This is a genomic window from Paraburkholderia sp. Ac-20340, assembly GCF_017104965.1.
Taxonomy (GTDB): Bacteria; Pseudomonadota; Gammaproteobacteria; order Burkholderiales; family Burkholderiaceae; genus Paraburkholderia.
This window is the reverse complement of record NZ_JAAGPR010000001.1, coordinates 469,787-494,963: the sequence shown is the minus strand read 5'-3', so window position 1 is coordinate 494,963 and position 25,177 is coordinate 469,787. Positions and strand designations below refer to the sequence as shown.

Sequence of the window (25,177 nt, the reverse complement as noted above, 5' to 3'; positions counted from 1 at the left end):
ATGGATCATGACGCCATGCTGACGCCTGAAGTCGCTGCATCCGCTTCGGCGCGAACGCGCACCGGCTACGGCCGTTCAGCCCTGGCCGCGCTGATGGTGGCGCATTGCGCGGGCATGGTTGATCTCGTCGCGCTGCCGGTCTGGGTCGCGACGCTGATCGGCGGCATGCAGCTCGACGCGCAGCACGCGGGCGCCTTGCCCACGCTATTTCTCGCGGGCGTGGTGGCGAGCAGCGCGATGTGCTCGCCGTTGCTGCTGCGGCTTTCGGCGCGTTTTTCCGCGCGCGCATGGGTGGCGGCCAGCTTTGCACTGGCGGCGCTCGCCTTCTACAACGCGGGCGCGGCATCCAGTTACGCCGCGATGGCGGGACTGCATCTGCTGGCCGGTCTTGCGGTGGGCTGCAGCCTGAGCATCGCGCACGGCACGATCGGGCGCAGCGCGAATCCGCACCGGCTGTTCGCGTTCGCGGGCTTCGCGCTCGGCGTGTTCTCGATTGCGTTTCTCGGTGGCACGCCGCACGCAGTCGCGGCCTACGGCGCGCGCGCATTCTTCACGATCGTGGCGGCCGTGATGGCGATGGCGGCGTTGATCAGCGCAGTGGCGTTTCCCACCTTGCGCGCCGCGCAGGCAAGCGCGCACCATGCCGCGAAAACGCGTCTCGCCGCGCCGGTGTACTTCGCGATTGCAGGCGTGATCTGCATGGCGCTCACGCAGGCGATGATCGCCAGCTTCGTGGCGCGCATCGGCGTCGAACGCGGCTTTGGGCTTGAGGCGGTCACAGCCGTGCTGATCGCGCTGGGCCTCGTCAATCTGTTGCCCGCGCCGCTCGCTGTGCTCACGCAGCGCCGCCTGGATGCGCGCAGCGTCGTGCTTGTCGGACCGCTTGCGCAATCCGCACTGGCGCTCACGATCACGTTCGGCAGGGGCTTTGCGCCCTACGCTGCGGCCACCGCGATGTTCCCCGCCGTGATGATCTTCTGCCACACCTACGCATTCGGCCTGCTCGCGCGTCTCGACTCGAGCGGGCGCGCCGCAGCCGCCACGCCCGCGATGGTGATGGCCGGCGCAGCCGCTGGCCCGCTGCTCGGCGGCGCACTGGTCAAGCACCTCGGCTATGGCAGCCTGGGCTGCGCGGCGCTCGCGGTCAGCGCGCTCGCCTGCCTCTGCTTCGCGCGCGTACCGCGCGCAATCGACATAACTGCGAACAATACTTCGCACACCAAAGGACATGCCTGATGAAACCCGTGCGCCGCTTTATCGATCTGTCGATCTATCTTGAGAACGACGTTCTTTCCGATCCGCCGCCGCTCGCGCCCAAAATCACCTATCAAAAGCACGCCGATACGCTGCCCGAATTCATGGCCATGCTGCCTGGCACACGTGCGGAAGATTATCCCGATGGCGAAGCGGCAGCCGCCGAGTGGGTCACGCTCACGACGCATAGCGGCACCCACCTGGACGCGCCCTGGCATTTTCATTCGACGATGGATGCCCGTTTCGGCGAGCCGCGTCCCTCGATCACCATCGACGAAGTACCGCTCGAATGGTGCTTTCAATCCGGTGTGAAGCTCGATTTCCGCCACTTTCCCGATGGCTACGTCGCGACTGCCGCCGATGTCGAAGCCGAACTCGCGCGCATCGGTCACACGCTGGAGCCGCTCGATATCGTCGTGGTCAATACGCGCGCGGGCTCGCGCTATGGCCATAACGATTACCTCGGCGCAGGTTGCGGCATGGGCCGCGAAGCGACGCTCTATCTGCTCGAACGCGGTGTGCGCCTCACGGGCACCGACGCGTGGAGCTGGGACGCGCCGTTCTCGTACACGGCACAGCGCGTAGCCGAAAACGGCGACGCCTCGCTGATCTGGGAAGGTCACAAGGCGGGCCGCGAAATCGGCTATTGCCATCTGGAGAAACTGCACAACCTCGAAGCGTTGCCGCCGCACGGCTTCACGATCAGTTGTTTTCCGCACAAGATCCGCAAGGCGTCGGCCGGCTGGACGCGCGCCGTTGCCATCGTCGAAGAGGATGCAGCATGAAGTTTGCCACCCGACGCAACGCACACCGCGACGGCGAATTGCTGATCGTTTCGCGCGACCTCACACGAGCCGTTTCGGTGCAGGATATCGCGCCGACGCTACTCGACGCGCTCGAACGCTGGGATGCAGTCGAGCCGCAACTCGCCGCCCGCTATGACGCATTGAACGCAAACCGCGCGCAAGATGCGTTTGCGTTCGATCCGCACGCTTGTGCCGCGCCTTTGCCGCGCTGCCCGCAATGGTGCGATGCATCGGCTTTTCTCAATCATGGGCGCCTGATGGAGCGCGCATTCAATACCGAACCCATTCCCGATTTCGATACGATTCCGGTGATGTATCAGGGCGCGAGCGACGACTTTCTCGGGCCGCATGAAGCGGTGCCGTTGCCCGACGAGGCGCACGGTATCGATTTCGAAGGCGAATTCGGCGTGGTGACCGGCGCGGTGCCCATGGCAATCGATTCGAGCGCCGCGCTGAACCATATCCGTCTGATCGTGCAATTGAACGACTGGAGTTTGCGTGCACTCGGCCCGCGTGAAATGAAAACGGGCTTTGGTTTTTTGCAGGCAAAACCGTCAACCAGTTTTGCGCCTGTTGCCATTACGCCCGATGAATTGGGCGCGAACTGGCAAAGCGGGCGCGTCACGCTGGATCTGCACGTCGAATGGAATGGGCAATGGTTCGGCAATCCGTCGGGAGCCGAAATGAATTTCGATTTCGGTGCGCTGGTTGCGCACGCGGCCCGCACGCGCCGGCTGTCGGCAGGGACGATTATCGGTTCGGGAACGGTTTCCAATGCCGATCGCGCGGCCGGTTCGGCATGTATTGCCGAGCGTCGTGTTATTGAAATTCTCGACCGCGGCGCACCTGTCACATCTTTCATGCAATTCGGCGACCGGGTACGCATGGCGGCACGATCCGAACATGGCGTTACGCCATTCGGCACGATCGATCAGGTGGTTTGCCGCGCCTGATTTCCAGCTACGCAGGCGGGCCTTTTCATGCGCGAAAAATAAGCGGTAGAAGATGCTGTCCGCGCGGCAAAAATAACGTCTGCGTGCTGTTTGGACGCGCAATTCGCTGTGCGTTGCGCCATGTGTATGGCTACTATCGAGCGACAGTCCTTGAAGGATTCAACGCTGAATCCACTCATCTCTCACGTCACTCAACAGGGCCATTACGCCATGTCCAGCTCACCGCTCATTGAAGCCGATCGCAAGCATCTGATTCACCCCGTCATCAATTACCGCGCTCACGAGGCGCGCGGCGCCACCGTGCTCGAATCGGGGCACGGTGCGTGGCTTCGCGATATCGACGGTCATGAATTGCTCGATGCGTTTTCCGGGCTCTGGTGCGTGAATGTCGGCTATGGCCAGCAGAGCATCGTGGAAGCCGCCACGCGCCAGATGACGCGCCTGCCGTACGCAACAACCTATTTCCACTTTTCCTCCGAACCGGCCATCGAACTGGCGAAGAAACTGGTCGACGTGACGCCGGCTTCGTTGCAGCACGTCTATTTCACGCTAGGCGGATCGGACGCAATCGATTCGGCCATCCGCTTTATCACGCACTATTTCAATGCCACCGGCCGCCCGGCCAAGAAGCAGATGATTGCGCTCGAACGCGGGTATCACGGTTCGTCGTCGGTGGGAGCGGGACTGACCGCATTGCCCGCGTTTCACCGCAATTTCGATCTGCCGCTGCCGAACCAGCATCACCTGCCCTCGCCTTATGCCTATCGTCGCGAAGAGGGTGCCGATGATGCCGCGCTCATCGCCGCATCGGTTGACGCACTCGAAGCGAAGGTGGCGCAACTCGGCGCGGAAAACGTCGCCGCGTTCTTTTGCGAGCCGATTCAAGGCTCCGGTGGTGTGATCGTGCCGCCGCGCGGCTGGCTCAAGGCAATGCGCGATGCTTGCCGCCGCCTCGATATCCTGTTTGTCGCTGATGAAGTCATTACCGGTTTTGGCCGAACGGGCCCGCTGTTCGCCTGCGAAGCGGAGAACGTCGAACCGGATCTGATGACGGTCGCCAAAGGACTCACTGCGGGTTATGCGCCAATGGGCGCCGTGTTGATGTCCGATGCCATTTATCAAGGCATCTCGGGCGACAAAAACGATACGGCGATTGTCGGTCACGGTCAAACCTATTCGGCTCATCCGGTGAGTGCTGCGATTGGCCTTGAAGTGCTGCGTCTATACCACGAAGGCGGTTTGCTCGCGAATGCGCAGGCGTTCGCACCGCGCTTTTCCGCTGGGCTCGACGCCTTGCTCGATCATCCGCTGGTGGGCGATTCGCGTCATCGCGGATTGCTCGGCGCGCTTGAACTCGTGGCGAATAAACACACCCGCGCACGTTTCGATGCGACGCTCAAGCTTTCGGATCGTATTGCCGCTGCGGCATATAAAAACCGCCTGGTATTCCGCGCATTCGGCGACAACATTCTGGGTTTCGCGCCCGCGCTCTGCTATGGCGAAGACGAATTCGAGCAACTCTTTACGCGCCTGAAGCGCACGCTCGACGACGTTCTCGAAGATAGCGAAGTGCGCGCCGCGCTTTCGAAATAAAATGCCGAACGCCGCGAAATTCTCTATGAGTTTCGCGGCATTTTTAAATCGAGCAAATTGAGTTTGAGGCGGCGACGTGCCCGGCCGATTTACGCGTTAGGTGCGCGTGCATTGAGCCATTCGACTGGCGTTTGCCCCAGCACGCGCTTGAAATGGCGGCACAAATGGCTTTGATCGAAGAAGCCCACTTCAGCGGCCACGAGCGAAGGCGAAACGCCGCGTCGCAACAAGCGCTGCGCATGACGCACGCGCACGATGCGCACATATTGCTGCGGCGAAACGCCCACTTCCTGACTGAAACGTGCTGCAAAGCGTGAGACGCTAAGGCCCGCAACATCGGCGAGATCGGTCAGGCTGATCGTCTCCGCGAAGCAGGCGTCGATAAAATCGAGCGCGCGCTGGACGGCGCGCGTCGTGCCGGCATCCTGCGTGGCGGTAGTCGGATCGTCGGCGCGCCGCGCCGTTGGCAAACCGTGCAAGCCCGAAGCAGTCAGCATCGCATGCATGGCAATCAGGTCGCCGGTACGGACTGCGGCACCGCTTGCGCACCGCCTGCGGGCGATTGAAACGCCGCAAAGCGCCGAATATCGAACAGGTCGATGGGCGTGGATGTCGCGCCCGTATCGATCAATTCGGCCATCGTATCGCCCACGCCCGGCCCAAGCTGGAATCCATGCCCGCAGAAACCGAATGCGTAGAACAGACCGCTCGTCGTGCCGCTCGCGCCCATGATCGGCCGGTCGTCGGGCATATAGCCTTCCACGCCACTCCAGACGCGAATGATATTGAGCCGCTTGAGCGCGGGCGCGACGCGTTGCGCCTGACGAAACTGCAGCAACGTGCTTTGTGGCAGCACTTTCGCGCGACGTGCATCAAGAAACGCGGGACCCCGCGCGCAACCGCCAATCACGATATTGCCGCGCGCCACCTGGCGGAAATACACCACTTCCGCAATTTGCGGCGAAGACACACCCACGGCTGGCGCAATGCTATAAGGCACCGGCTCGGTCACGGCCATTTGCGGACCGTGCACGGCAATCGGCACCGGCTCGCCAAATTGCTCGCTCAAGGTACTGCCCCACGCGCCCGCCGTAATCAATAGAATCGGCGCATGAAACGTGCGGCCATCGGCGCTGGTTGCGCGAAACTCATTGCCTTCTTTTTCGACCGCAACGATATCCGTATTTTCGAAAATCTGCGCGCCCATCTTTGCGGCCGCGCGACCGAAAGCCGGCGCTGCGAGTCGCGGGTTTGCATGTCCGTCGATCGGCGCATAGGAACCGGCCAGCACTTCAGGGCCGATAAACGGAAAGCGCTTGCGCAAGGCATCGCCGTGCAGCATCTCCAGATCGAGACCGTAATGCTTCGCGTCCTGAGCGTAGGTCTCGAACATATCGGCCTGTTCGGATCGGTAACAGACGCGCAAATGTCCCGACATCAAAAACTCGGCATCGTGCCCGATCAATTCGGGCATCCGCAGCCAGATTTCGCGCGAGCGATTCGCCAATGGCAATTGCGCGAGCAAACGCCCCTGGCGGCGCACATTGCCGAAATTGGTGCCGCTCGCCTGCTGACCAATCAACTGGCGTTCAAGCAGAATCACCGACTTGCCACGGCGACGCAGAAAAAACGCAGCGGCGGAACCCATGAAACCGCCACCCACGATCAATACATCGGCTTGAGCGCGTTTCACTCGCTATCCTCCACAGTCGCAATTGCCAGTGGTTTCACGGGCGCCTGGCCGCGCAAACGGCCAACCTGCTCGAGCGGCACGCACGCAGCCGCGGCGATGATTTCCGCCCCGGCATGGCCGCAATATCGCCCTTGACACCGGCCCATGCCGACACGGCTCAACGCTTTCGCGCGATTGGCTTCCTGCGCGCCTTCGTCGCGAATCACGCGGCGCAATTCGCCAGCAGTAATGCCTTCGCAACGGCACACAATCGTTTCGTCAGGCAGCTTTGCCGCCTGCTGCGCGGGCCAGACAAAAGCCTGCGCAAGCCCTTCGCGAAAGCGATCCATGCGACGCTGTTCGCGCTTGAGCGCTTCGATCACGGCGGAATCGGGCGAATGCCCCAGATCGGTCAGCGCCGCATAAGCCGCGAGACGCCCCGCGTTTTCCGCACCGTCCGCGCCCAGCACGCGCACGCCGTCACCCGCGAGATAAACACCGGGTTCGCTGCTGCGGCCAAGCTCGTCGATTTTCGGCAGCCATTGACGCGTTTGCGCGTCGAATCGAAATGCGCAGCGCGCGAGATCGGCAAGCTGCGTTTCTGGGCGCAGGTGATAACCCATGCCGATGGCGTCGCATTCGATCTGCTCGATCGCGCCGCTCGCATTGCGAAAGCGCACGGCTTGCACGCCTTCATCCGGCGTGCCGATAATTTCGACCGGCTCGATGCCGTTATACAGCTTCACGCCCGCCTGTTTGAGCGACGCAACGAGTGCGCTGCCTTTTCGCAAAACGTCGAAACGCGCAAGCAGCTTCGGCAGTGCGCGAAAGCGCGCGCTGGTCACCGACGTATCGAGCACGGCCGCGACCTGTGCGCCGGCCTGCACATACTGGCTCGCGACGAGATACAGCAGCGGCCCGGTACCCATGAACACCACGCGACGCCCAATCGAACAGGCCTGCGATTTCAGCGCGATCTGCGCCGCGCCCAGGCTATACGTCCCGGCAAATTGCCAGCCTTTCACGGGTATCAAACGATCGGTAGCGCCAGGACACAAAATGAGCGCGTCGTAATCGAGTGCGCTCGCATGACCGTCACGCACGATATGCAGCTTGCGATCCCAGATATTCCACGCGAGCGTATGCGGGCGATAATCGATTTGCGCACGCACACGTGCGAAAGTCTCGTGCAGATCCTGAGCGCGCGCCGCCTCCGTGCCATAGAGTTTTGCATAAGGACGCGTAAAACCCTCTGGCTGACGGCGATAAATCTGCCCGCCATCGCGGCGGCTTTCGTCGATGAGCGTTGGGCGAATACCGGCGGCCAGCAGCGTCTGCGCGCAGCGCACGCCAGCCGGCCCCGCGCCGACGATCACAATGCGAGGTTCGCCCATTGCGCCTCCGGTTGAGTGGTCACAAGGCGCATACCGGATTCAACCACGGTCGTGCAGGCACGCAGACGCTCGCCTGCATCGGTCCAGACCCAGCAATCCTGGCACGCGCCCATCAGGCAATAACCGGCGCGCTTTTCATCGCCGAATTCCGATTGACGCACATGGCGCACGCTGCACAGCATGGCGGTCAGCAGCGTATCGCCTTCCAGCGCTTGCACGGCTTGACCGTCAATCACGATATCGACTTTGGCGCGCCCGGTTTCGCCAAGCCGCACGAATCGCCCGTTCATGCGGCCGCTCCCGCTGCGCCTTCGGGCGCGCTCTGCGTCGTTTCGCTGCTGTGATTGCCCAGCACATGGCGCAGGAATTCGCGCGTGCGCGCCTCACGCGGCGTACACAGCACCTGCTTCGCGCTGCCCTGTTCGATGATGTGGCCGCCGTGCAAAAAGCACACACGGTCCGCAACTTCGCGCGCAAAACCCATTTCGTGCGTGACCACCAGCATCGTCATGCCTTCCTTCGCGAGCGTGCGCATCACATTGAGCACTTCGCCGACGAGTTCGGGATCGAGCGCCGAAGTCGGCTCATCGAAAAGAATCGCCTTGGGTTTCATCGCAAGCGAACGCGCAATGGCCACGCGCTGTTGCTGACCGCCCGAAAGCTGATGCGGATAGTAATGAAGCTTGTGGCCGAGCCCCACCTTGTTGAGCAGTTCTTCGGCTTCGCGCTTCGCGATATGCAGCGGCTCCTTCTTCACATGCAGCGGCCCTTCCATCACGTTCTCAAGCGCCGTGCGATGCGGAAACAGATTGAAGCGCTGGAACACCATCCCCACCTGCGTGCGCAGATGGTTGATATTGCGCGAGCGCTGTTCGACACGCTGGTCGAGCAATCTAATCTCGCCCGCATCGTACGATTCCAGCGCATTGATACAACGCAGCAGCGTCGATTTGCCGGACCCGGACGCGCCGATCAGACACACCACCTCGCCCTGTTCGATCTTGAGCGAGATGCCGTTGAGCACGGGCGTCGTGCCGAAGCTCTTGTGGACATCGGTAATTTCGATCATCGCAACCTCACTTCTTCGCCTTGTGCTTGCCAAAACGGCGCTCGAGATGACGCGTCATGCTCATGAGCGGCAAGCTCATCAACAGATAGCCAATTGCCACGAGCGTATAAACGGTGATGTTCTGGAACGTCGATGCCGCAATCAGTTGCCCTTGCCGCGTCATTTCCGCCACCGTGATGGTCGAAGCGAGCGACGAATCCTTGAGCATCATCACCAGCGTATTGCTGTACGGCGGCAGCGCCACTTTCACCGCCTGCGGAAGAATCACGCGCACCATCGTTTTCACGCGGCCCATGCCGATCGATTGCGCCGCCTCATACTGGCCCGGATCGACCGCCTCGATGCCCGAGCGGATGATTTCCGCCACATAGGTCGAATAACCGAAACTCAAGCCGATAATGCTCGCCTGCAGCGCCGACACTTCGATATGAAAGTCCGGCAAGACGAAATAAATATAGAACAGCAGGACGATCATCGGCAGGCCGCGCACCACATTGATCATCGCGCTGACCGCCGTCACCACCGCGGGATAGCGCGACATCTTGAGCAGCGCCCAGACAAGACCCAGGGCGGTGCTCAGCAGCAGGCAGCCGAGCGTGATGACGATACTCATCACGGCGCCTTGCAGCAGGATCGGTACAAAATCGACTATGTCGTGCCAACGCATGGTGTGCCTTATGCTTTCGTTCGCCAACGCGGGAGCGTTCGCGGGGACATACGCCGCGCCACGAAGGCGGGCCGGGCCGGAACGCAGCGGCGGGAAAGTGCAGCCCGCGCGGCGTTCCAGTCATTCACTCGCGGATCAGCCCGCCAGGTGCCACTTCTTCAGGATCTTGTCGAGCGTGCCGTCGGCCTTCATCTTCGTGAGCGCGTCGTTCACTTTGCCAAGCAGCGCCGTGTTGCCCTTCTTCACGCCCACGGCGATATCGAACTTCTCCATCGGCACATAATCGTCGTCCACACGCGTGCCGGCCATCGCGCCCGCGGCTTCCTGCGCCTTGAGAATCGGATAATCGTTGAAGCCCGCCACAATGCGGCCGATCGCAACGTCACGCGTCATATCGGCCGGGCTGTCGTACATCTTCACTTCCTTGAAAATGCCGAGCTTGACGAGCTGGTCGCCGTAATCGGTGCCCGTGGGCGCACCCACCGACATACCCTTCATGTCCTGCACCGACTTGTAGTTGGTCTTGTTCGATTCCTTGACGATGATGCCTTCGCCGAATGCCGTGACCGGCTGCGAGAAGTCCACCACTTCGGCGCGCTTGGGCGTGGGCGTCATGCCCGCCACGATGATGTCGATCTTGCCCGAGGTCACGGCCGGAATCAGCGCCGAAAACGGCACGGCCTGATACGACACATCGAAGCCTTCGCGCTTGCCGATCTCGCGCACGACATCCGGCATGATGCCTTCGATCTTCTGCGTCTTGACGTCGAGAAAGGTGGTCGGTGCGCTCGACGGCGGCGAACCGGCGGTCACCGTCGGGGTATCGGCGTGGGCGGCGGCACTCAGCAGCGAGAACGTTGCAGCAGCAATAGCAGCGGCGGAAGCGAATGCAAATTTGTTACGCGACATGGTCTGGTTTCCTTGGGGACTATCTGGACTATCTCTGCGGTCGCGCCGTAATGAATACGGCGCATGGCATCGGCTCAATGAAGCACATCCTGCAACCGGTAATACGCGCCGACGAGCGGCAGAAACCACGCGCGCCCGAAATGTCCGGGAATCGCAGGCCATTCAAGCGTTCGCCACGGGTTGCGCGAGGCGGCGCCGAACATTACGTCGGCCATCACGCGGCCCATGTGCACCGACATCTGCACACCATGGCCGCTGTAGCCCATCGAATAAAACAAACCTTCATGCTCGCCTGCGCGCGGCAGCCGGTCGGCCGTCATATCGACAAGACCGCCCCAGCAATAATCGAGGCGCACGTCGGCGAGTTGCGGAAAATACTCCAGCATGCCGTCACGCAGAATGCGGCCGCTCTTTGCATCGGAGCGCGGATTCGACATCGCAAAGCGCGCGCGGCCGCCAAACAGCAAACGATCGTCATGAGTCGGCCGGAAGTAATTGCCGATCTGGCGCGTCGTCACGTACGAACGGCGCGTGGGCAACAGCGCATCGAGCCGGTCTTTGCCCAGCGGCTCCGTTACGACGATAAAACTGCCCACGGGCGCAATGCGGCGGCGAAACCATTGCAGCGGACCGGTCTGCGAGGCGCCCGTCGCGAGCAGCACGCGATCGGCGCGCACGCTGCCGCTTTTGCACTGCACTTCATAGGCGTGACCGCCCAGCGGCTTGAGGCCCACAACCGCAGTTTCTTCGTAAATCTGCGCACCGTGACGGGCGGCGGCTTCAGCCAGACCCACGCCGAATTTGCCCATATGCATCTGCATGCCGTCGCGCTGCACAAGGCCACCGTAAAATCCGTCCGATGCAATTTCGTCGCGAATGCGGTCAGCAGAAATCAGTTCGATATCCGGATCGACATCGCGCTTGAGCGCTTCGAACGTCCTGGCCAGCGATTCATAGTGATGCGGCTTCGCGGCGAGCTTGATCTTGCCGCTCTTGCGCAGATCGCAGTCAATCTGTTCTTCCGCGACGATCTGCGCGACCGACTTCACGGCTTCGGCATAAGCGCGATAGAACATCGACGCGCGCTCCTTACCGAGCTTCGCGCTGAGCGCCGCGTAATCCTGCGCGACGCCCGTATTGCAGTGCCCGCCGTTGCGGCCCGACGCCTGGCCCGCGATGCGCCCCGCTTCCAGCACGGTCACCGACAAACCGCGCTTTGCCAGCGCCAGCGCCGCCGAAAGCCCGGTGAAGCCGCCGCCCACCACCGCCACGTCCACGCGACCGGCTAGCGGGTGCTGGGCGGGCTTCGTCAAGCGTGGCGCGGTATCGAGCCAGTACGATTCGAGCTTCATCGTGATGCGTTCCTGATGACGGACAGTGGCGACGCTTACAGGCCGAGTTGTTCCGCGAGATGCGGCAGGCTCTTCACTTCGTTGACCTGGTAATACGGCGTGAGCGGTTCGTGATTGCGGTTCACAAAAGCCTTGTGCTTGATGCCCATGTCGTAGGCGGTCATGAGGTCGTAGCGGAAACTCGACGACACGTGCAGCACGTCTTCAGGATTGCAGTCGAGCTGGTCGAACATGTATTCGAACGCCTTGCGCAGCGGCTTGTATGCCTGAGCCTGCTGGGCGGTATAAACCTTGTGGAACGGCGCGCCGAGCTTCGCCACATTGCTGTCGATCTGCTCATCGGCGGCATTGGAGAGAATCACCAGCTTGTACTTCGTGGCCAGACGCGCAAGACCTTCCGGCACGTCGGCGTGCGGGCCCCACGTGGGCACGGCGTCGTAGATCTTCAGCGCGGTGGCTTCTTCGAACGGCACGCCGGTGCGTTCGCAGGTACGGCGAATCGAATTGACGACCACGTCGCGATACGGCTTCCATGCGCCGAGCACTTCATCCAGACGATAACCACGGAAGAATTCGACGAATTCATTCATCTTCGCCGGGTCGAGCTTGTCGCCGTAAAGCTGGCGTGCGGTTTCGCCCATCTGGAAGTTGGTCAGCGTGCCGTAGCAGTCGAAGGTGATGTACTTCGGCTCGAAATCGATCATGGTCTGCATCCTGTCGTCGTGGCGAACCTGCTTTCAGGTTCTATTCAAGTGAGAACGGCGAGCTGCGTATGAATGCCAACTGATAAGTCATGCTGACGAAATCAGCGCGGCCCGGGGTTTCGGTGAAGCGCTGCGCTCAACCCGTGTTCATTGAAATGAACCCAGTACGGATTGCGCGCCATTGAGGCGAAATTGAAACTCAGACGGTGTCGAAATCGATCAGCACGCTCTTGTGGCGCAGGCTGGCTTCCAGCGCCTGGCGGCCAAGATCCTTGCCGATGCCCGACTGCTTGAAACCACCGGTCGGGATAATCATGTCGCCACTGCGGCCATAGCGATTGATCCAGACCGTGCCCGCTGCAATGCGGCGCATCGCCCGCATGGCCTGACCAATATCGCTGGTATGCACGCCCGCCGCGAGCCCGTAGGTCGGATGCGCCGCGAGCGCAATGCCCTCGTCTTCGTCTTCGAAGGTCTGCACCGTGAGCACCGGGCCAAACAGTTCCTCGCGCACCGCAGGCGTGTCCTGGCTGACGTTGCCAAGCAGCGTCGGGCGATGGAACCAGCCATCGTCGGTGCCTTCGAAAAAGCCGCCGCCGCACAGCACTTCTGCACCTTGCGCACGGCTTTCGTCGATCAGCGTTTCAATACGCCTAGCCTGAGCGCCGCTGATGATCGGTGAATAGCGCGTCGCGCTCGACCACATTGCGCCGGGCTCAATGCCCGCGAGTTCATTCTGGATCGCGTCGATCAACGGCTCGGCGATCTGGCGGTGAACGATCAGCCGCGTGCCAGCCACGCAGGCCTGACCGCCATTGGCGATAAAGCCACGCGCCACGCAGCGCGCCGTATGCGCGAGGTCCGGCACCTGGGCAAACACGAGTTGCGGGCTCTTGCCGCCCAGTTCGAGCGTGACCGGCTTGGTGCCATGAAACGCCGCTTCACTCATGATCGCCGCACCGGTGCGCGTCGATCCAGTGAAACTGACCTTCGAAATATCGGGGTGGCGAGTGATGGCCGAACCCGTCGTCGCACCGCGTCCGTTCACGACATTGAAAATGCCCGGCGGCATGCCTGCTTCGATCGCGAGTTCCGCGAGACGCAGCGTGGAAAACGGCGTCATTTCCGAGGCTTTCAGCACAACGGCGTTGCCGGCCGCGAGTGCGGGACCGCATTTCCACGAGCACATCGAAAGCGGAAAATTCCACGGTGTAATCGCACCGATCACACCGTAAGGCTCCGAGGCGACAAAACCGAGACTGCCTTGACGCGTCGCTGCAATATCGCCGCCGAGTTTGTCGGCTAGTTCAGCGAAGAAGCGAATGGCTTCGGCCGTGAACGGAACGTCGGAGGCATACGCTTCCGCGACCGGACGCGTCGAACTGACTGCTTCGAGCTGCGCCAGCGCCACGACGTTTTCGTCGATCAGTTGCGCCCAGCGCGTCAGCACACGAGCACGCTCGCGCGGCGAACGCGTGCCCCAGCCGCTGGTCTTCCATGCCTGCAGCGCATTCGACACGGCGTAATCGACCGTCTGCGCCGTGCCGTCGGGCACGTAACCGAGCAGTCGCCCATCCGAGGGACGATGCACGGCGATCGGCGTTTCATCGGTCTGGTAATACGCGCCGCCAATGAAATGGCCCTGGGGCAGCGCGATGGCGGACGGATCGAAATCCAGCGACGGAGTAGTCATGCTCAGCCTGTTCGAAAACCCGGTTATATCGGCGCAGGAGCGCTCGCGATGTTCAGCGAGTGCGGCTTCGCCGCTTCAGCAAGTGGCGCTGTTCTGCCCAAGCGGCAGAATGAACAACCACGCGATGAAGTTCATTATAGTGAACACGCGATGCTTGGCTAGTGATCAAAAATAATTCTGCGAATTGCATTTTCATGCGTGATGCTTACGCGAGAATCGGGCCAGGGCTTACCCGTAACTCATTGGCGAGCGACTGGAATAGGCAGACGAATGCAGTCGCGCAATGCATTCAGGCGTTGCGGCTACAAGAATGAACGAAGGGAGAGACAGCGAGAGACAGCGCGGGAGAAACAGCAGGGACGCGGCGCTGGCAAGGCACAAAGCCAGCGCCGGCAAGCAACTTAGAGATGGATAACCGGCGGGCGCGTATTCATGATCCACAACAGCCGCGCGGTCTTGCTGCTTTCATTCTTCACGCTATGGGGGACCGTGCTCTTGAACTGGAAGCTATCGCCAGCACGCAGTTCCGCACGTTGATCGCCGACGTTCAGAATGACCGTGCCCTCCATCACGAGGCCACATTTCTCGCCGACGCCCACCAGCACTTCTTCCGACCCCGACCCAGCCGGCAGCATGATGACCATCATCTGCAGATCGTGCTCGCCATGCGGCGAGAGCAGCTCTTTCTGCATGCCGTTCTTGCCGACTTCGAAAAGCGGCCGTTCCGCCGAGCGCCGCACGAAATCGCCCGTGAGCGGATCGGACGGCGCGTCGTCCTCTTCCAGCAGCGCGCTCAGCGGCACATCGAGCGCCTGACGCAGGCGCTCCAGAATGCGCACGGACGGATTCGCCTTATTGCGCTCGACCTGGCTTACGGTGCCGACCGACACGCCGGCGCGCAACGCGAGTTCATTCACGGACAGACCGCGCGCGTTGCGCAGCGCCTTCAGGCGCGCGCCGACATCGGCATGGCTCGGCAGCGCGGCGACTTTCTTGCTGGACTGGGTTCGCATGAGATTCCTGTTGAATTCGGTGCCGGACGCGCGAAAGCGGTTCGTGCCCTATCGCTCGCGCACGATTCCGGTGCACGGCGCGGTGCAAAGCGATGCAGTGGCGCGTCCTGCGCGCAACATTGAAAGCGCGCACAATGCCACTCATTATATTGAAACTTCTCGCAATGCGATGAACAATAAAAAAGCCGCGCGACGTGAATCGTTGCGCTCGCGCAAGACAGGAAGATTGTCCTATGAAGCGCCCCAGACCCCATGCGACAGTCGAATCTGAACAAGCCGTCCAGGCCGCCCTACAGGAGTCCGCTGTGTCCGAAACCGCCGTCAAGCCCGCCCCTCAATACCGCCGTTTCACTGTCGACGACATCGACGCTGCCCATGGCCTGTCCGTGGCAGTGCGCTGGCCGCATCGCCCGGAAGACTGGCGCTTCGCCGTGGATGCGGGCACCGGCTTCGTTGCCGAGGAAAATGGCGTCGTGATCGGCACGGCGCTGTGCTGGAAGTTCGGCGCGGACCGTGCAACGCTGGGCATGGTGATCGTTTCGCCCGACGAGCAGGGACGCGGCATCGGCCGCAAGCTGATGGAACTCGTGGTGGAGGAACTGGGTGAGCGCGTGACCTTCCTGCATGCCACGCCCGCTGGCCAGCCGCTTTACGAAAAGCTCGGCTTTACGGCCTGCGGCACGCTCACGCAACATCAAGGCACCGTCGAGCAGGCACCCGAACTCGTGCTCCTGCAAGGCGAAACGCTGCGCGTCGCGACGGCCGCCGATCTGCCCGCGCTAATCGATCTCGCTTCGCGCGGCTGCGGTCTCGATCGCAGCGCGACCTTGCCTGCCCTGCTCGATGTGGCGCAAGGCGGCGTCGTGCTCGAGCGCAACGGCGAAATCACCGGCTTTGCACTCGCGCGCCGCTTCGGACGCGGTTACGCCATTGGCCCCGTGGTTGCGGCACCTTCAGCGGACCATACGCGCGCCAAAGCACTCGTCTCGCACTGGCTCGCACAACATGTGGGCAATTTCGTGCGTATCGACGTGCCGGGCGGAGCCGGTATTGAAGCCTGGCTGCCCACCGTTGGCCTCGTGCCGGTCGACGCTGTCGTCAAGATGGTGCGCAACGCCAGCGCCGCCCAGCACAGTGGCGAGCCCGACGCCGCCTGGCGCGCCTACGGCATCATCAATCAGGCCATGGCCTGATGCGCAGCGTTGCCGCGCATTTATCGACTGAAAATCCTTCCCAGAGAACTCTCGCATGAGCATGGACGCCTATCCGATCGAAGTCGCGTTCCCCGATATTTCCGCGCATGCCGAAGGCAACACGGGCATCGCCTATGTGCATACGTTCGATTCGGGCGTGCCCGGCCCGCATGTGATGGTGAACGCGCTCACACACGGTAATGAAGTCTGTGGCGCGATCGTCGTCGATGCCTTGTTGCGCGCGCAACTACGTCCGCGCCGAGGCCGTCTCACGCTGGCCTTCGCGAACGTCGACGCCTACGCGCGGTTCGATCCGGCCAACCCCGACAAGGCCCGCTTTGTCGATCAGGATTTCAACCGCGTCTGGACCGCCGCAACGCTCGACGATACCTCGCGGCGTTCAGTCGAACTCGATCGCGCGCGCGCGATGCGCCCCGTGATCGACAGCGTCGATCTGCTGCTCGACCTCCATTCGATGCATGAAAAGAGCGCGCCGCTGATCGTTGCCGGACCGCTCGACAAAGGCATTGCGCTTTCTGCGCAGCTTGGCGTGCCCGCGACCGTGATCTGCGACGAAGGCCATCCTGAAGGCCGGCGCATGCGCGACTACGAAGGTTTCGGCGACAAACACAGCCCAAAGAACGCACTGCTGATCGAGTGCGGGCAGCATTGGGAGAAGCGTGCCGTCGATGTCGCGCGCGACAGTACTGCGCGATTTCTGCTGAACGCAGGCGTCGTCGACGTGCATGATCTGCCCGCCGGATGGCTCGCTCCTCTGCCCGCGCAGATGACGGTTGTACGCGTAACCGAACCGGTGGTCGCGACCAGCATGGATTTCCGTTTCGCTGGGCCTTATACGGGGCTTGAAACCTTCGACAAGGCCGGCACGATCATCGGCTGGTCGAATGGCGAGCCTGTCACCACGCCTTACGACGACTGCATGCTCGTCATGCCTTCACTGCGTCAACTGCGGCCCGGCGTGACCGTGGTGCGACTCGGCCGCATCGAACAACGTCTCGATCACACTTCACGTCAACAGGAATTCATTCAGTGAAAGTTCAGCAGATCCAGCAATCAGTGCATATCGCGGGACTCGAAGATTGGGGTACGGCAGGCTTGCCCGATACGGAGCCCGCGCGCGTCACCGGTCGCCAGGTGGTCATTCCCGGTGCCGAAGCCGTGGATACCGGTGTATTCGAATGTTCGCCGGGTACGTATCGCCGCTCGGTGAAAGAGGCCGAAGTCATGCATTTTCTCGCGGGATCGGGCAGCTTCACGCCCGACGGCGAAGAGACGCTGCATTTCAAGGGCGGAGACACGATGTTCTTCGAAGCCAATACCGAAGGCCTTTGGCAGATCGACGAAACGTTGCGCAAGATCTATGTGATTTTCTGAAGCCGATTCATTCGCGTGCGGTCCACCGTTCGTGGACTGCATACTCACTCGCACCACCCTCAAGTCCCTGCATGGGCGGCGGATGCTTGAAATGGTGGTGACATAAGTAGGCATCCCTCGCCTACGCGCTTCACATCCCGATCCAGCCCTGAGCGGCAAGTGATCGCGGCCGCGCCGTGCACGCCGGAACTGTACTCTTCGAATCGCCAGCAAAGTGTGCGTCCTCGGGCCACGCGAGCACCAGTACGCTTCGTACTCACACTCCGCTCGTACCGACGATTGAATCGACCGCCCTTTCATGATTATTCGCCCCACGCCGAACTGGTTTCGTATGCTCTTTGTCTGGCACGGCTCCGTGCTAAAGGCGATCATTCCCCAACTGGCGTTTATGACACTCGTAAGCGTGCTCGCGATGTACTCGCACGGCCGCATTTTCGGCGAAAAAATCCCGCTGAATACGACGCCTTTTACGTTGTGCGGCGTAGCGCTAACGATCTTTCTGGCGTTTCGCAATAACGCCAGTTACGAACGCTATTGGGAAGCGCGCCGCCTGTGGGGCAATGTGTTGATTGCGGCTCGCGCACTCATTTCACAGTTTCGCAATTACGTCCCGGCAAGTTCCGCGCCGTACGAAAACCGCCGGATTCCGCGCCTGCTCATTGCGTTCGCCTATGCATTGAAACACCAGTTGCGTCACTCCGATCCTCGTGCGGATCTCGAACGCCTGCTCGGCTTCGAACAGGCTGCAAATCTCACGGCACGCGTATTTCAGCCCATTGTGTTACTCGACGAAGCACGCCGCCATCTGGCGGCACTCAATCGCTCGGGCGCGCTTTCCGATACGAAACTCTGGATGCTCGATCGCCAGCTGAACGATCTGGGCGCGGCGGTTGGCGGCTGCGAACGCATTCTGTCCACACCGATTCCGTTTGCCTACGGCGTGCTGCTGCATCGCACCGTCTATGCCTATTGCGCGCTGCTGCCTTTCGGGTTAATCGATTCGATTGGTTTTGCCACGCCACTCATCTGTGTATTCGTCTCTTATACGCTCCTAGCGCTCGAAGCCATCGCCGGCCAGATCTCCGATCCCTTTGGCCTTGCACCGAATAATCTCGCGCTCGATTCCATGACCTGCACGATCGAGCGCGCCGTGCTCGAACTGTGCGACGAAGCCATGCCGCCGCCCGTCCAACCCGGCCCGCACTTTCAACTGACCTGAAACAAAACGGAGTGACCATGATGTCCAGCCCCGTGAGCGCCGATAGAACCGGCAGCGTCGTTCGAAACGTACTGCGTCATCGGCGTGACGAAACCACTGCGGCCGTCGATCATGTCGTAGAAGAGTGCCCGGTTGCACTGGTATTCAACGGCATCTCGCATGCTGTCATGATGGCGACGCCCATCGATCTGGACGATTTTGCATTGGGTTTTGCCTTGAGCGAAGGCATCGTCGAACGTGCGAGCGATGTGTTCGAAATCGACAGTTTGCTACACGCCGAAAGCGCGGAAGTGCATTTGCGGGTTTCCCAGGAAGCGTTTATGGCGCTCAAGGGCAAGCGTCGCGCGCTTGCGGGTCGCTCGGGCTGCGGCGTCTGTGGAATCGAAAGCATCGAATTGCTCGATCTGCATCCCGCACCCGTTGCATCGTCCTGCAACACGCCCACGATCGCGAGCATCGCGGTCGAACGGGCCTCACGTGAACTGCGCGAGCATCAGCACCTGATGCATGAAACCGGCGGCATTCACGCCGCGGCGTGGTGCAATGTCGATGGGAAAGTCATGCAGGTATTCGAGGATGTGGGGCGGCACAACGCGCTGGATAAACTGATCGGCTGGCTTGCGCGCACGCGCATTGATACCGTGCAGGGCTTTGTCTTTCTCTCCAGCCGTGCAAGCTACGAACTGGTTCGCAAGGCAGCGCGCGTGCGCGTGCATACGCTCGCGACCATTTCCGCGCCCACCTCGCTTGCGATCAATGTGGCCCAGGAAGCCGGCATCCGTCTGCTGAGTTTTTGCCGTGGCGATGGCTTTGTCGAATACCTCGCGCCCGACGCGTCTATCTCGCGCACGACGCCGCAAGCTTGCCAACCGTGATGATCGCCTGCTCGATTTCAGGTGACCACGGCATGCTGTAATTCAGACGGATAAAGTTTCGATAACTATCCGTCACCGAAAACATATACCCCGGCCCAATCGTAATGCCGCGTGCCAGCGCAAGCTGATAGAGTTTCATTGAGTCGACCTTGGCCGGCAACTCGATCCACAGCACGTAACCGCCCGCAGGACTCGACATGCGCGTGCCTGCGGGGAAGAAGCGCGTGACCATCGCCTTCATCAGATTGGCCTGCTGCGCGTAGCTTTTGCGAAGGCGCCGCAAGTGATGCTCATAGCCATCGCGTTCGAGGAATTCGGCGATCGCCAGTTGCGGAATTACCGAGGTGGTCAGCGTATTCAGAAACTTGAGCTTTTCGACCTGATCGCGAAAACGTCCCGGCAATGCCCAGCCAATGCGGTAAGCGGCCGTGAGACTCTTGGAAAACGATCCGCAATGCAGCACGAGTCCCTTTTTGTCATACGATTTGAGCGTAGTGGGATGGGACTCGCCAAAATACAGTTCGTTATACACACCATTTTCGATGATCGGAATATTGGCCTTCGCGAGCAGATCGACCAGTTCGCGCTTGCGTTCATCCGGCATCTGGAAACCGAGCGGATTCTGGAAGTTGGGCATCGCCATGCAGGCCGCAACCGGCTGCGCCTTGATGATGCTCGCCAGCGCGTCAATATCCATGCCGTATTCCGGGTGCGTCGCCACCTCGATCGCCTTCATGCCCGAACGCTCGATGGCGTGCAACATCGCGTAGAACGTCGGCGACTCCACGGCAATCACATCGCCGGGTTTGGCGACCGCCTGCAGACACAGATTGATTGCCTCGGTTGCGCCTACCGTCACGATGATCTCGTTCGGGTCCACGGCCATGCCGTTTTCCAGGTAACGTCGGGCAATTTGTCGCAGCAATTCCGGGCTACCCGGCGGCAAAGCGTTGGTTACACCCCACAATGATTTCTTGCGCCCAACCGCAGCCCCATAACGATTAAGTTTTTCGTAAGGAAATAGCTGCGGATCGGGATAGGGCGAACCCAATGGCACGGCATCGTCAGCGCCAATCGAGCGCAGCGTGGACAGCACGAGCCGGCTCACATCCACTTCCGCCGATGCCGCCACCGGGCGGCTCGGGCGCAATTCGTCCGAATGCACAGCGCTTTCGCTCACGCGCGCGCTCACGAAATAGCCCGACTGCGGGCGGCTTTCCAGCACGCCACGGCTTTCCAGCAGCAGATAGGCGCGAATCACGGTGGTAATGCTGATGCGGTGCTGCTGGCTGGCCTGGCGTACCGAAGGCACACGGTCGCCTGGCCGGAATACGCCCTTATGGATCAACGTTTCAATGTCGTCCGCGAGCTTTTCATAGAGTTTCACTGCTTTCTCCCCGTTCTCACAGCACTGCCAGCGCAGTGTACTGCGGCGCGCGAAACTGTACTCTAAGTGATCGCCGGATTCTGTGTGTCATGCGCGCAGCCCTTAACTTTTACGCTTGCGCATAACCAAGCACTGCGCGCGGCACGCCCTGTGGAACCCTCCCGGGGCCGCGCGAACGACAACGGAGCCAGGCGTAATGGACAAGCTGAAACCAAAGGGCAAAATCGAGGCCTATCATCATCCCGCCGCGGGCTGGGGCGCGCTCAAATACGTCGCCATCAATCTGATCAAGGAACGCGTGTCGGGCGGCAATTACCGCACGCTGTTCAAACAGAACCAGCCCGACGGCTTCGACTGCCCCGGTTGCGCGTGGCCCGACCGCGAGCACGCCTCCACGTTCGAGTTCTGCGAAAACGGCGTGAAAGCCGTGGCCGCCGAAGCGACCACCAAGCGCGTCACGCCCGCATTTTTCGAGGCGAATACCGTCGAGTCGCTGATGAAGCAGACCGACTACGAACTCGAACAGCATGGCCGCCTCACCGACCCGATGGTGTACGACGCCATCAGCGACCGCTATCTGCCGATTGCATGGGACGACGCCTTCGCTCTGATTGCGAAGCACCTCAAGGAACTCGATTCGCCCGACGAAGCGGCGTTCTATACCTCGGGCCGCGCGAGCAATGAAGCCGCCTTTCTGTACCAGTTGTTCGTGCGTATGTACGGCACCAATAACTTCCCCGACTGTTCCAACATGTGCCACGAAGCGACGAGCCGCGGGCTGCCCACGACAGTCGGCATCGGCAAGGGCACGGTGACGCTCGAAGATTTCGAACTGGCCGACACCATCATCATCTTCGGCCAGAATCCGGCCACCAACCATCCGCGTATGCTCGGCGAACTGCGCGAAGCTGCCCGGCGCGGCGCGACGATTGTTTCGGTGAATCCGCTGCGCGAACGCGGTCTCGAACGCTTCACCAGCCCGCAGCATCCGCTGGAAATGATTACCTTCGGCAGCACGAAGATTGCCTCGACTTTCATTCAGCCGAAACTCGGCGGCGACTTTGCGCTGATCAAAGGCGTGGCCAAGCGCCTGATCGAACTCGACGATGAAGCCATCGAAAACGGCACCGAACGCCTGCTCGATCTCGACTTCATCCAGCAGCACACGCAGGGCTTTACCGCTTTCGCCGAAGACCTGCGTAACGAAAGCTGGCCGCTGCTGGAAACGGAATCCGGCGTGCCGCGCGAAGATATCGAAGGGCTCGCGCGTATCTATGCGAACGGCAAGCGCGTGATCGCAACATGGGGCATGGGCATTACGCAACACAAGCATTCGGTGCAGACCGTGCATATGCTTTCCAATCTGCTGCTGATGCGTGGCAATATCGGCCGCGAAGGTGCAGGCCTGTGCCCCGTGCGCGGCCATTCGAACGTACAGGGCAATCGCACGGTCGGCATCGAAGAAAAGCCCTCGCAAGCCTTTCTGGATCGCCTCGGCAAGGTATTTGATTTCGAACCGCCGCGCGAACACGGTCTGGACGTGGTCGAAACCGTCGAGCACATGATCGAAGGCCACGTGAAAGTGTTTATGGGTCTGGGCGGCAATTTCGCCATGGCCACGCCCGACACACTGCGCACCTTCGATGGCCTGCGTTCGTGCAAGCTCACCGTACACATCACCACCAAACTCAATCGCAGCCATCTTGTCCACGGCGAAAATGCACTGATCCTGCCGACGCTCGGGCGCACCGAAATCGACGTACAGAACGGCGTCGCGCAAGGCGTGACCGTTGAAGATTCGATGAGTATGGTGCACATCTCGTACGGCATGAACAAACCGGCCTCGCCGAATCTGATGTCGGAAACCGCCATCGTCGCGAACATTGCGCACGCCACGCTAGGCGACGATAAAGTGGACTGGCTCGCGCATGCAGGCGATTACGCGAAGGTTCGCGATGCCATCGAACAGACGGTCGAAGGTTTCGATCAATACAACGAGCGTATCAAGCATCCCGGCGGCTTCCATCTGCGTGTGGCTTCGCGCGAACGCGACTGGAAAACCGATACCGGCAAGGCGAATTTCATGGTGCATGCGGTGCAGCAGGACACGCCTATTTCGCGCGCAAAAGCGCAGCACGGCGACCGCCTCATGACCCTCATGACGACGCGCTCGCACGACCAGTACAACACCACGATCTATGCGCTCGACGATCGTTATCGCGGCGTATTCGGTCAGCGGCGCGTGGTCTTTATCAATCCCGCCGATATCGCCATGCTCGGCTTCAAGAACGGTGACTGGGTCGATATGAGCACCGTATGGGAAGACGGCATCAAGCGCCGCGCCGATCACTTCCGCCTCGTGGAATACGACATTCCGCGTGGCTGCATTGGTGCCTATTATCCCGAGACCAATCCGCTCGTGCCGCTTTCCAGCGTCGGCGACGTCTGCAATACGCCGACTTCAAAGTCGATTCCGGTGCTGCTGCACGCTTCTTCCGAGCCGCTCGAACTGCCGGTTTTCTAAGGCTGCATCGCTCGACGCCTCATTGCCGCGCGTAGCGCGCCTACGCGCCCGCGCGGCCGATATTCTCCTTTGCCTGGTCATCACCATGTCTTTCGAAGCGCTCAATCTGGCGCGCGGTCAATTTGCCATGACCGCGATCTTCCATATACTCTGGCCGATTTTAACGATCAGCCTTTCCGCATTTCTGCTGGTCGTCGAAACGCTCTGGGTCAAAACCAGCAACGTAATCTGGTATCGCCACGCACGTTTCTGGAGCAAACTGCTGATTCTCAATTTCGCCGTAGGCGTGGTAAGCGGCATTCCGATGGAGTTTCAGTTCGGCACGAACTGGGGACCGTTTTCGCAATACACCGGCCAGTTCTTCGGCAATATTCTGGGCTTTGAAGGCGCAATGGCCTTCATGCTGGAAGCGGGTTTTGTCGGCATCATGATGCTCGGCTGGGGCCGCGTACCCAAGGGCGTGCATCTGTTCGCCACCTCGATGGTGGCGCTGGGTTCGTCGATTTCCGCGTTCTGGATCATGGTCGCGAATTCGTGGCTGCAAACGCCGCGCGGCGTGGCCGTTGTGGGCGACAAACTCGTCGTGACCGATTATGTGAAAGCGATCTTCAATCCCGATATGGCATGGGGCGTCTCGCATATGTGGTTCGCGGCGCTGGAAACCGGTCTGGTCGTGATCGCAGGTATTTCGGCCTACTACCTTTTCAGGCGCCGTAACCCAGAGTTTTTCGTGCGTTCGTTCAAGCTCGCACTGCTGCTGCTCGCCTTTGTCGCGCCTGTGCAGATCTGGCTCGGCGATTCGAGCGGTGTGGATGTTTTCGAAACGCAGCCAGCCAAGGGCGCAGCCATCGAAGGCCATTGGCAAACCAATGCGCCGGGCACTGGCGCGAGCTGGTCGCTGCTTGCATGGCCGGACGCCGCGAAGCAGCGCAACGACTGGTCGCTCGAAGTACCGGGCATGCTGAGCATTCTGGGCACGCACAGCCTGCACGGCAAAGTCACGGGTATGAAAGACATTCCCCTGGCCGACCAGCCGCCCATGTTGCCGCTGCTCTACTACGCCTTCCGCGCGATGGCGGGCATCGGCTTCCTGTTCATGGCGCTCGCATTCTGGACGCTCTATGCGCTGCGTAAATCGCGCGGTCATCTGGAGGCCCTGCTCGCGCAACGCAAACTGCTGCTCGCCTGGGTGCTGGCGATTCCACTGCCGTATATCGCCGTGGAATGCGGCTGGATCGTGCGCGAAGTGGGACGTCAGCCGTGGGTCGTGTATGGCCTGCTGCGCACCGATCACGCCGCCTCCGCCATTCCCGCCGGCGCAATCACGGGCAGCATGATCATGTTCGCCGGCTTCTTTGTCGTGCTCATTACGTCGTTCTTTGTATTCGCGCGCCGCTGGCTGCGCAATGGCCCGGACCTCACGCTGATGCCACCAGTGGAGACCGCTCATCGAGCCGTTCCCCACACCGTCGACTATTGAGCGCCGCTCCATTCAATACGCCTCT

At 61.2% G+C, this 25,177-nt stretch carries 24 protein-coding genes; 12 read left to right on the top strand and 12 right to left on the bottom strand.

Features of this window, described 5'->3' with window-relative positions; genetic code table 11:
* From G3N59_RS02360 to G3N59_RS02345, 4 genes are all read left to right on the top strand, one after another.
* A complete protein-coding gene (locus tag G3N59_RS02360) occupies positions 1-1,236 on the top strand; it encodes an MFS transporter (protein WP_241023121.1) in 1,236 nt (411 codons plus the stop codon).
* A complete protein-coding gene (locus G3N59_RS02355) occupies positions 1,236-2,039 on the top strand; it encodes a cyclase family protein (protein ID WP_205980913.1) in 804 nt (267 codons plus the stop codon). The genes G3N59_RS02360 and G3N59_RS02355 overlap by 1 nt, the downstream gene beginning before the upstream one ends.
* Complete coding sequence (locus G3N59_RS02350; protein ID WP_205980912.1) at positions 2,036-3,013, top strand: fumarylacetoacetate hydrolase family protein; 978 nt, start codon at positions 2,036-2,038, stop codon at positions 3,011-3,013. Before G3N59_RS02355 ends, G3N59_RS02350 begins: the two co-directional genes overlap by 4 nt.
* Before the next feature lie 210 nt (positions 3,014-3,223).
* Positions 3,224-4,606, top strand: coding sequence for an aspartate aminotransferase family protein (locus G3N59_RS02345; RefSeq protein WP_205980911.1), 1,383 nt, complete (start codon positions 3,224-3,226; stop codon positions 4,604-4,606).
* Positions 4,607-4,695: 89 nt separating this feature from the next.
* Here G3N59_RS02345 and G3N59_RS02340 read toward each other — a convergent pair whose 3' ends face one another.
* From G3N59_RS02340 to G3N59_RS02290, 11 genes are all read right to left on the bottom strand, one after another.
* The gene (locus tag G3N59_RS02340; RefSeq protein ID WP_241023120.1) at positions 4,696-5,112 is read right to left on the bottom strand and encodes an AraC family transcriptional regulator; all 417 of its coding nucleotides are present in this window, start codon (positions 5,110-5,112) and stop codon (positions 4,696-4,698) included.
* A gap of 5 nt (positions 5,113-5,117) precedes the next feature.
* Positions 5,118-6,299, bottom strand: coding sequence for an FAD-binding oxidoreductase (locus tag G3N59_RS02335; protein WP_205980910.1), 1,182 nt, complete (start codon positions 6,297-6,299; stop codon positions 5,118-5,120).
* The gene (locus tag G3N59_RS02330; protein WP_205980909.1) at positions 6,296-7,672 is read right to left on the bottom strand and encodes an FAD/NAD(P)-binding oxidoreductase; all 1,377 of its coding nucleotides are present in this window, start codon (positions 7,670-7,672) and stop codon (positions 6,296-6,298) included. The genes G3N59_RS02335 and G3N59_RS02330 overlap by 4 nt, the downstream gene beginning before the upstream one ends.
* Complete coding sequence (locus G3N59_RS02325; RefSeq protein WP_205980908.1) at positions 7,651-7,962, bottom strand: (2Fe-2S)-binding protein; 312 nt, start codon at positions 7,960-7,962, stop codon at positions 7,651-7,653. The genes G3N59_RS02330 and G3N59_RS02325 overlap by 22 nt, the downstream gene beginning before the upstream one ends.
* A complete protein-coding gene (locus G3N59_RS02320; protein ID WP_205980907.1) occupies positions 7,959-8,741 on the bottom strand; it encodes an amino acid ABC transporter ATP-binding protein in 783 nt (260 codons plus the stop codon). The genes G3N59_RS02325 and G3N59_RS02320 overlap by 4 nt, the downstream gene beginning before the upstream one ends.
* 7 nt (positions 8,742-8,748) lie before the next feature.
* Entirely contained in the window at positions 8,749-9,408 is a 660-nt protein-coding gene (locus G3N59_RS02315; protein WP_205980906.1) for an amino acid ABC transporter permease, read from the bottom strand.
* A gap of 135 nt (positions 9,409-9,543) precedes the next feature.
* On the bottom strand, positions 9,544-10,317 hold the full coding sequence (locus tag G3N59_RS02310) for a transporter substrate-binding domain-containing protein (RefSeq protein WP_205980905.1): 774 nt from the start codon (positions 10,315-10,317) through the stop codon (positions 9,544-9,546).
* A gap of 74 nt (positions 10,318-10,391) precedes the next feature.
* The gene (locus tag G3N59_RS02305) at positions 10,392-11,669 is read right to left on the bottom strand and encodes an FAD-binding oxidoreductase (RefSeq protein WP_205980904.1); all 1,278 of its coding nucleotides are present in this window, start codon (positions 11,667-11,669) and stop codon (positions 10,392-10,394) included.
* Positions 11,670-11,704: 35 nt separating this feature from the next.
* Positions 11,705-12,373, bottom strand: a complete 669-nt coding sequence (locus G3N59_RS02300) for a haloacid dehalogenase type II (protein ID WP_205980903.1) — start codon at positions 12,371-12,373, stop codon at positions 11,705-11,707.
* A 199-nt stretch (positions 12,374-12,572) separates the two neighbouring features.
* A complete protein-coding gene (locus tag G3N59_RS02295; protein WP_205980902.1) occupies positions 12,573-14,066 on the bottom strand; it encodes an aldehyde dehydrogenase family protein in 1,494 nt (497 codons plus the stop codon).
* Positions 14,067-14,467: 401 nt separating this feature from the next.
* Positions 14,468-15,079, bottom strand: coding sequence for a helix-turn-helix domain-containing protein (locus G3N59_RS02290; protein ID WP_205980901.1), 612 nt, complete (start codon positions 15,077-15,079; stop codon positions 14,468-14,470).
* On the opposite strand from G3N59_RS02290, the gene G3N59_RS02285 reads away from it, so the two are divergent.
* From G3N59_RS02285 to fdhD, 6 genes are all read left to right on the top strand, one after another.
* Positions 15,078-15,350 carry a hypothetical protein gene (locus tag G3N59_RS02285; RefSeq protein ID WP_205980900.1) on the top strand — a complete coding sequence of 91 codons (273 nt, stop codon included), beginning with the start codon at positions 15,078-15,080 and terminating at the stop codon, positions 15,348-15,350. The two genes, G3N59_RS02290 and G3N59_RS02285, sit on opposite strands and share 2 nt — an antisense overlap.
* 34 nt (positions 15,351-15,384) lie before the next feature.
* Positions 15,385-16,272, top strand: coding sequence for a GNAT family N-acetyltransferase (locus tag G3N59_RS02280; RefSeq protein ID WP_346777840.1), 888 nt, complete (start codon positions 15,385-15,387; stop codon positions 16,270-16,272).
* 61 nt (positions 16,273-16,333) lie between these two features.
* Positions 16,334-17,326, top strand: a complete 993-nt coding sequence (locus tag G3N59_RS02275; protein ID WP_205981072.1) for a M14 family metallopeptidase — start codon at positions 16,334-16,336, stop codon at positions 17,324-17,326.
* The gene (locus G3N59_RS02270; protein ID WP_205980898.1) at positions 17,323-17,667 is read left to right on the top strand and encodes a cupin domain-containing protein; all 345 of its coding nucleotides are present in this window, start codon (positions 17,323-17,325) and stop codon (positions 17,665-17,667) included. Before G3N59_RS02275 ends, G3N59_RS02270 begins: the two co-directional genes overlap by 4 nt.
* 298 nt (positions 17,668-17,965) lie before the next feature.
* Entirely contained in the window at positions 17,966-18,886 is a 921-nt protein-coding gene (locus G3N59_RS02265) for a bestrophin family ion channel (protein WP_205980897.1), read from the top strand.
* Between the two features lie 17 nt (positions 18,887-18,903).
* Positions 18,904-19,761 carry a formate dehydrogenase accessory sulfurtransferase FdhD gene (gene fdhD, locus G3N59_RS02260; protein WP_205980896.1) on the top strand — a complete coding sequence of 286 codons (858 nt, stop codon included), beginning with the start codon at positions 18,904-18,906 and terminating at the stop codon, positions 19,759-19,761.
* On the opposite strand, the gene G3N59_RS02255 is transcribed toward fdhD, so the two are convergent.
* Positions 19,724-21,148, bottom strand: a complete 1,425-nt coding sequence (locus G3N59_RS02255) for a PLP-dependent aminotransferase family protein (RefSeq protein WP_205980895.1) — start codon at positions 21,146-21,148, stop codon at positions 19,724-19,726. The genes fdhD and G3N59_RS02255 overlap by 38 nt on opposite strands.
* A gap of 196 nt (positions 21,149-21,344) precedes the next feature.
* On the opposite strand from G3N59_RS02255, the gene G3N59_RS02250 reads away from it, so the two are divergent.
* Both G3N59_RS02250 and G3N59_RS02245 read left to right on the top strand, forming a co-directional pair.
* Entirely contained in the window at positions 21,345-23,672 is a 2,328-nt protein-coding gene (locus G3N59_RS02250) for an FdhF/YdeP family oxidoreductase (protein WP_205980894.1), read from the top strand.
* Positions 23,673-23,757: 85 nt separating this feature from the next.
* Positions 23,758-25,152, top strand: coding sequence for a cytochrome ubiquinol oxidase subunit I (locus G3N59_RS02245; protein WP_205980891.1), 1,395 nt, complete (start codon positions 23,758-23,760; stop codon positions 25,150-25,152).
* Positions 25,153-25,177: the final 25 nt, after the last annotated feature.

Excerpts from the sequence above, each read along its gene's own strand:
- G3N59_RS02300 (WP_205980903.1), bottom strand. The coding sequence starts at position 12,373 with ATGATCGATTTCGAGCCGAAGTACATCACCTTCGACTGCTACGGCACG.
- G3N59_RS02305 (WP_205980904.1), bottom strand. The coding sequence starts at position 11,669 with ATGAAGCTCGAATCGTACTGGCTCGATACCGCGCCACGCTTGACGAAG.
- G3N59_RS02245 (WP_205980891.1), top strand. The coding sequence starts at position 23,758 with ATGTCTTTCGAAGCGCTCAATCTGGCGCGCGGTCAATTTGCCATGACC.
- G3N59_RS02265 (WP_205980897.1), top strand. The coding sequence starts at position 17,966 with ATGATTATTCGCCCCACGCCGAACTGGTTTCGTATGCTCTTTGTCTGG.
- G3N59_RS02345 (WP_205980911.1), top strand. The coding sequence starts at position 3,224 with ATGTCCAGCTCACCGCTCATTGAAGCCGATCGCAAGCATCTGATTCAC.
- G3N59_RS02330 (WP_205980909.1), bottom strand. The coding sequence starts at position 7,672 with ATGGGCGAACCTCGCATTGTGATCGTCGGCGCGGGGCCGGCTGGCGTG.
- G3N59_RS02250 (WP_205980894.1), top strand. The coding sequence starts at position 21,345 with ATGGACAAGCTGAAACCAAAGGGCAAAATCGAGGCCTATCATCATCCC.
- G3N59_RS02320 (WP_205980907.1), bottom strand. The coding sequence starts at position 8,741 with ATGATCGAAATTACCGATGTCCACAAGAGCTTCGGCACGACGCCCGTG.
- fdhD (WP_205980896.1), top strand. The coding sequence starts at position 18,904 with ATGATGTCCAGCCCCGTGAGCGCCGATAGAACCGGCAGCGTCGTTCGA.
- G3N59_RS02340 (WP_241023120.1), bottom strand. The coding sequence starts at position 5,112 with ATGCATGCGATGCTGACTGCTTCGGGCTTGCACGGTTTGCCAACGGCG.
- G3N59_RS02295 (WP_205980902.1), bottom strand. The coding sequence starts at position 14,066 with ATGACTACTCCGTCGCTGGATTTCGATCCGTCCGCCATCGCGCTGCCC.
- G3N59_RS02325 (WP_205980908.1), bottom strand. The coding sequence starts at position 7,962 with ATGAACGGGCGATTCGTGCGGCTTGGCGAAACCGGGCGCGCCAAAGTC.
- G3N59_RS02290 (WP_205980901.1), bottom strand. The coding sequence starts at position 15,079 with ATGCGAACCCAGTCCAGCAAGAAAGTCGCCGCGCTGCCGAGCCATGCC.
- G3N59_RS02350 (WP_205980912.1), top strand. The coding sequence starts at position 2,036 with ATGAAGTTTGCCACCCGACGCAACGCACACCGCGACGGCGAATTGCTG.
- G3N59_RS02315 (WP_205980906.1), bottom strand. The coding sequence starts at position 9,408 with ATGCGTTGGCACGACATAGTCGATTTTGTACCGATCCTGCTGCAAGGC.
- G3N59_RS02275 (WP_205981072.1), top strand. The coding sequence starts at position 16,334 with ATGGACGCCTATCCGATCGAAGTCGCGTTCCCCGATATTTCCGCGCAT.
- G3N59_RS02310 (WP_205980905.1), bottom strand. The coding sequence starts at position 10,317 with ATGTCGCGTAACAAATTTGCATTCGCTTCCGCCGCTGCTATTGCTGCT.
- G3N59_RS02285 (WP_205980900.1), top strand. The coding sequence starts at position 15,078 with ATGAGATTCCTGTTGAATTCGGTGCCGGACGCGCGAAAGCGGTTCGTG.
- G3N59_RS02360 (WP_241023121.1), top strand. The coding sequence starts at position 1 with ATGGATCATGACGCCATGCTGACGCCTGAAGTCGCTGCATCCGCTTCG.
- G3N59_RS02355 (WP_205980913.1), top strand. The coding sequence starts at position 1,236 with ATGAAACCCGTGCGCCGCTTTATCGATCTGTCGATCTATCTTGAGAAC.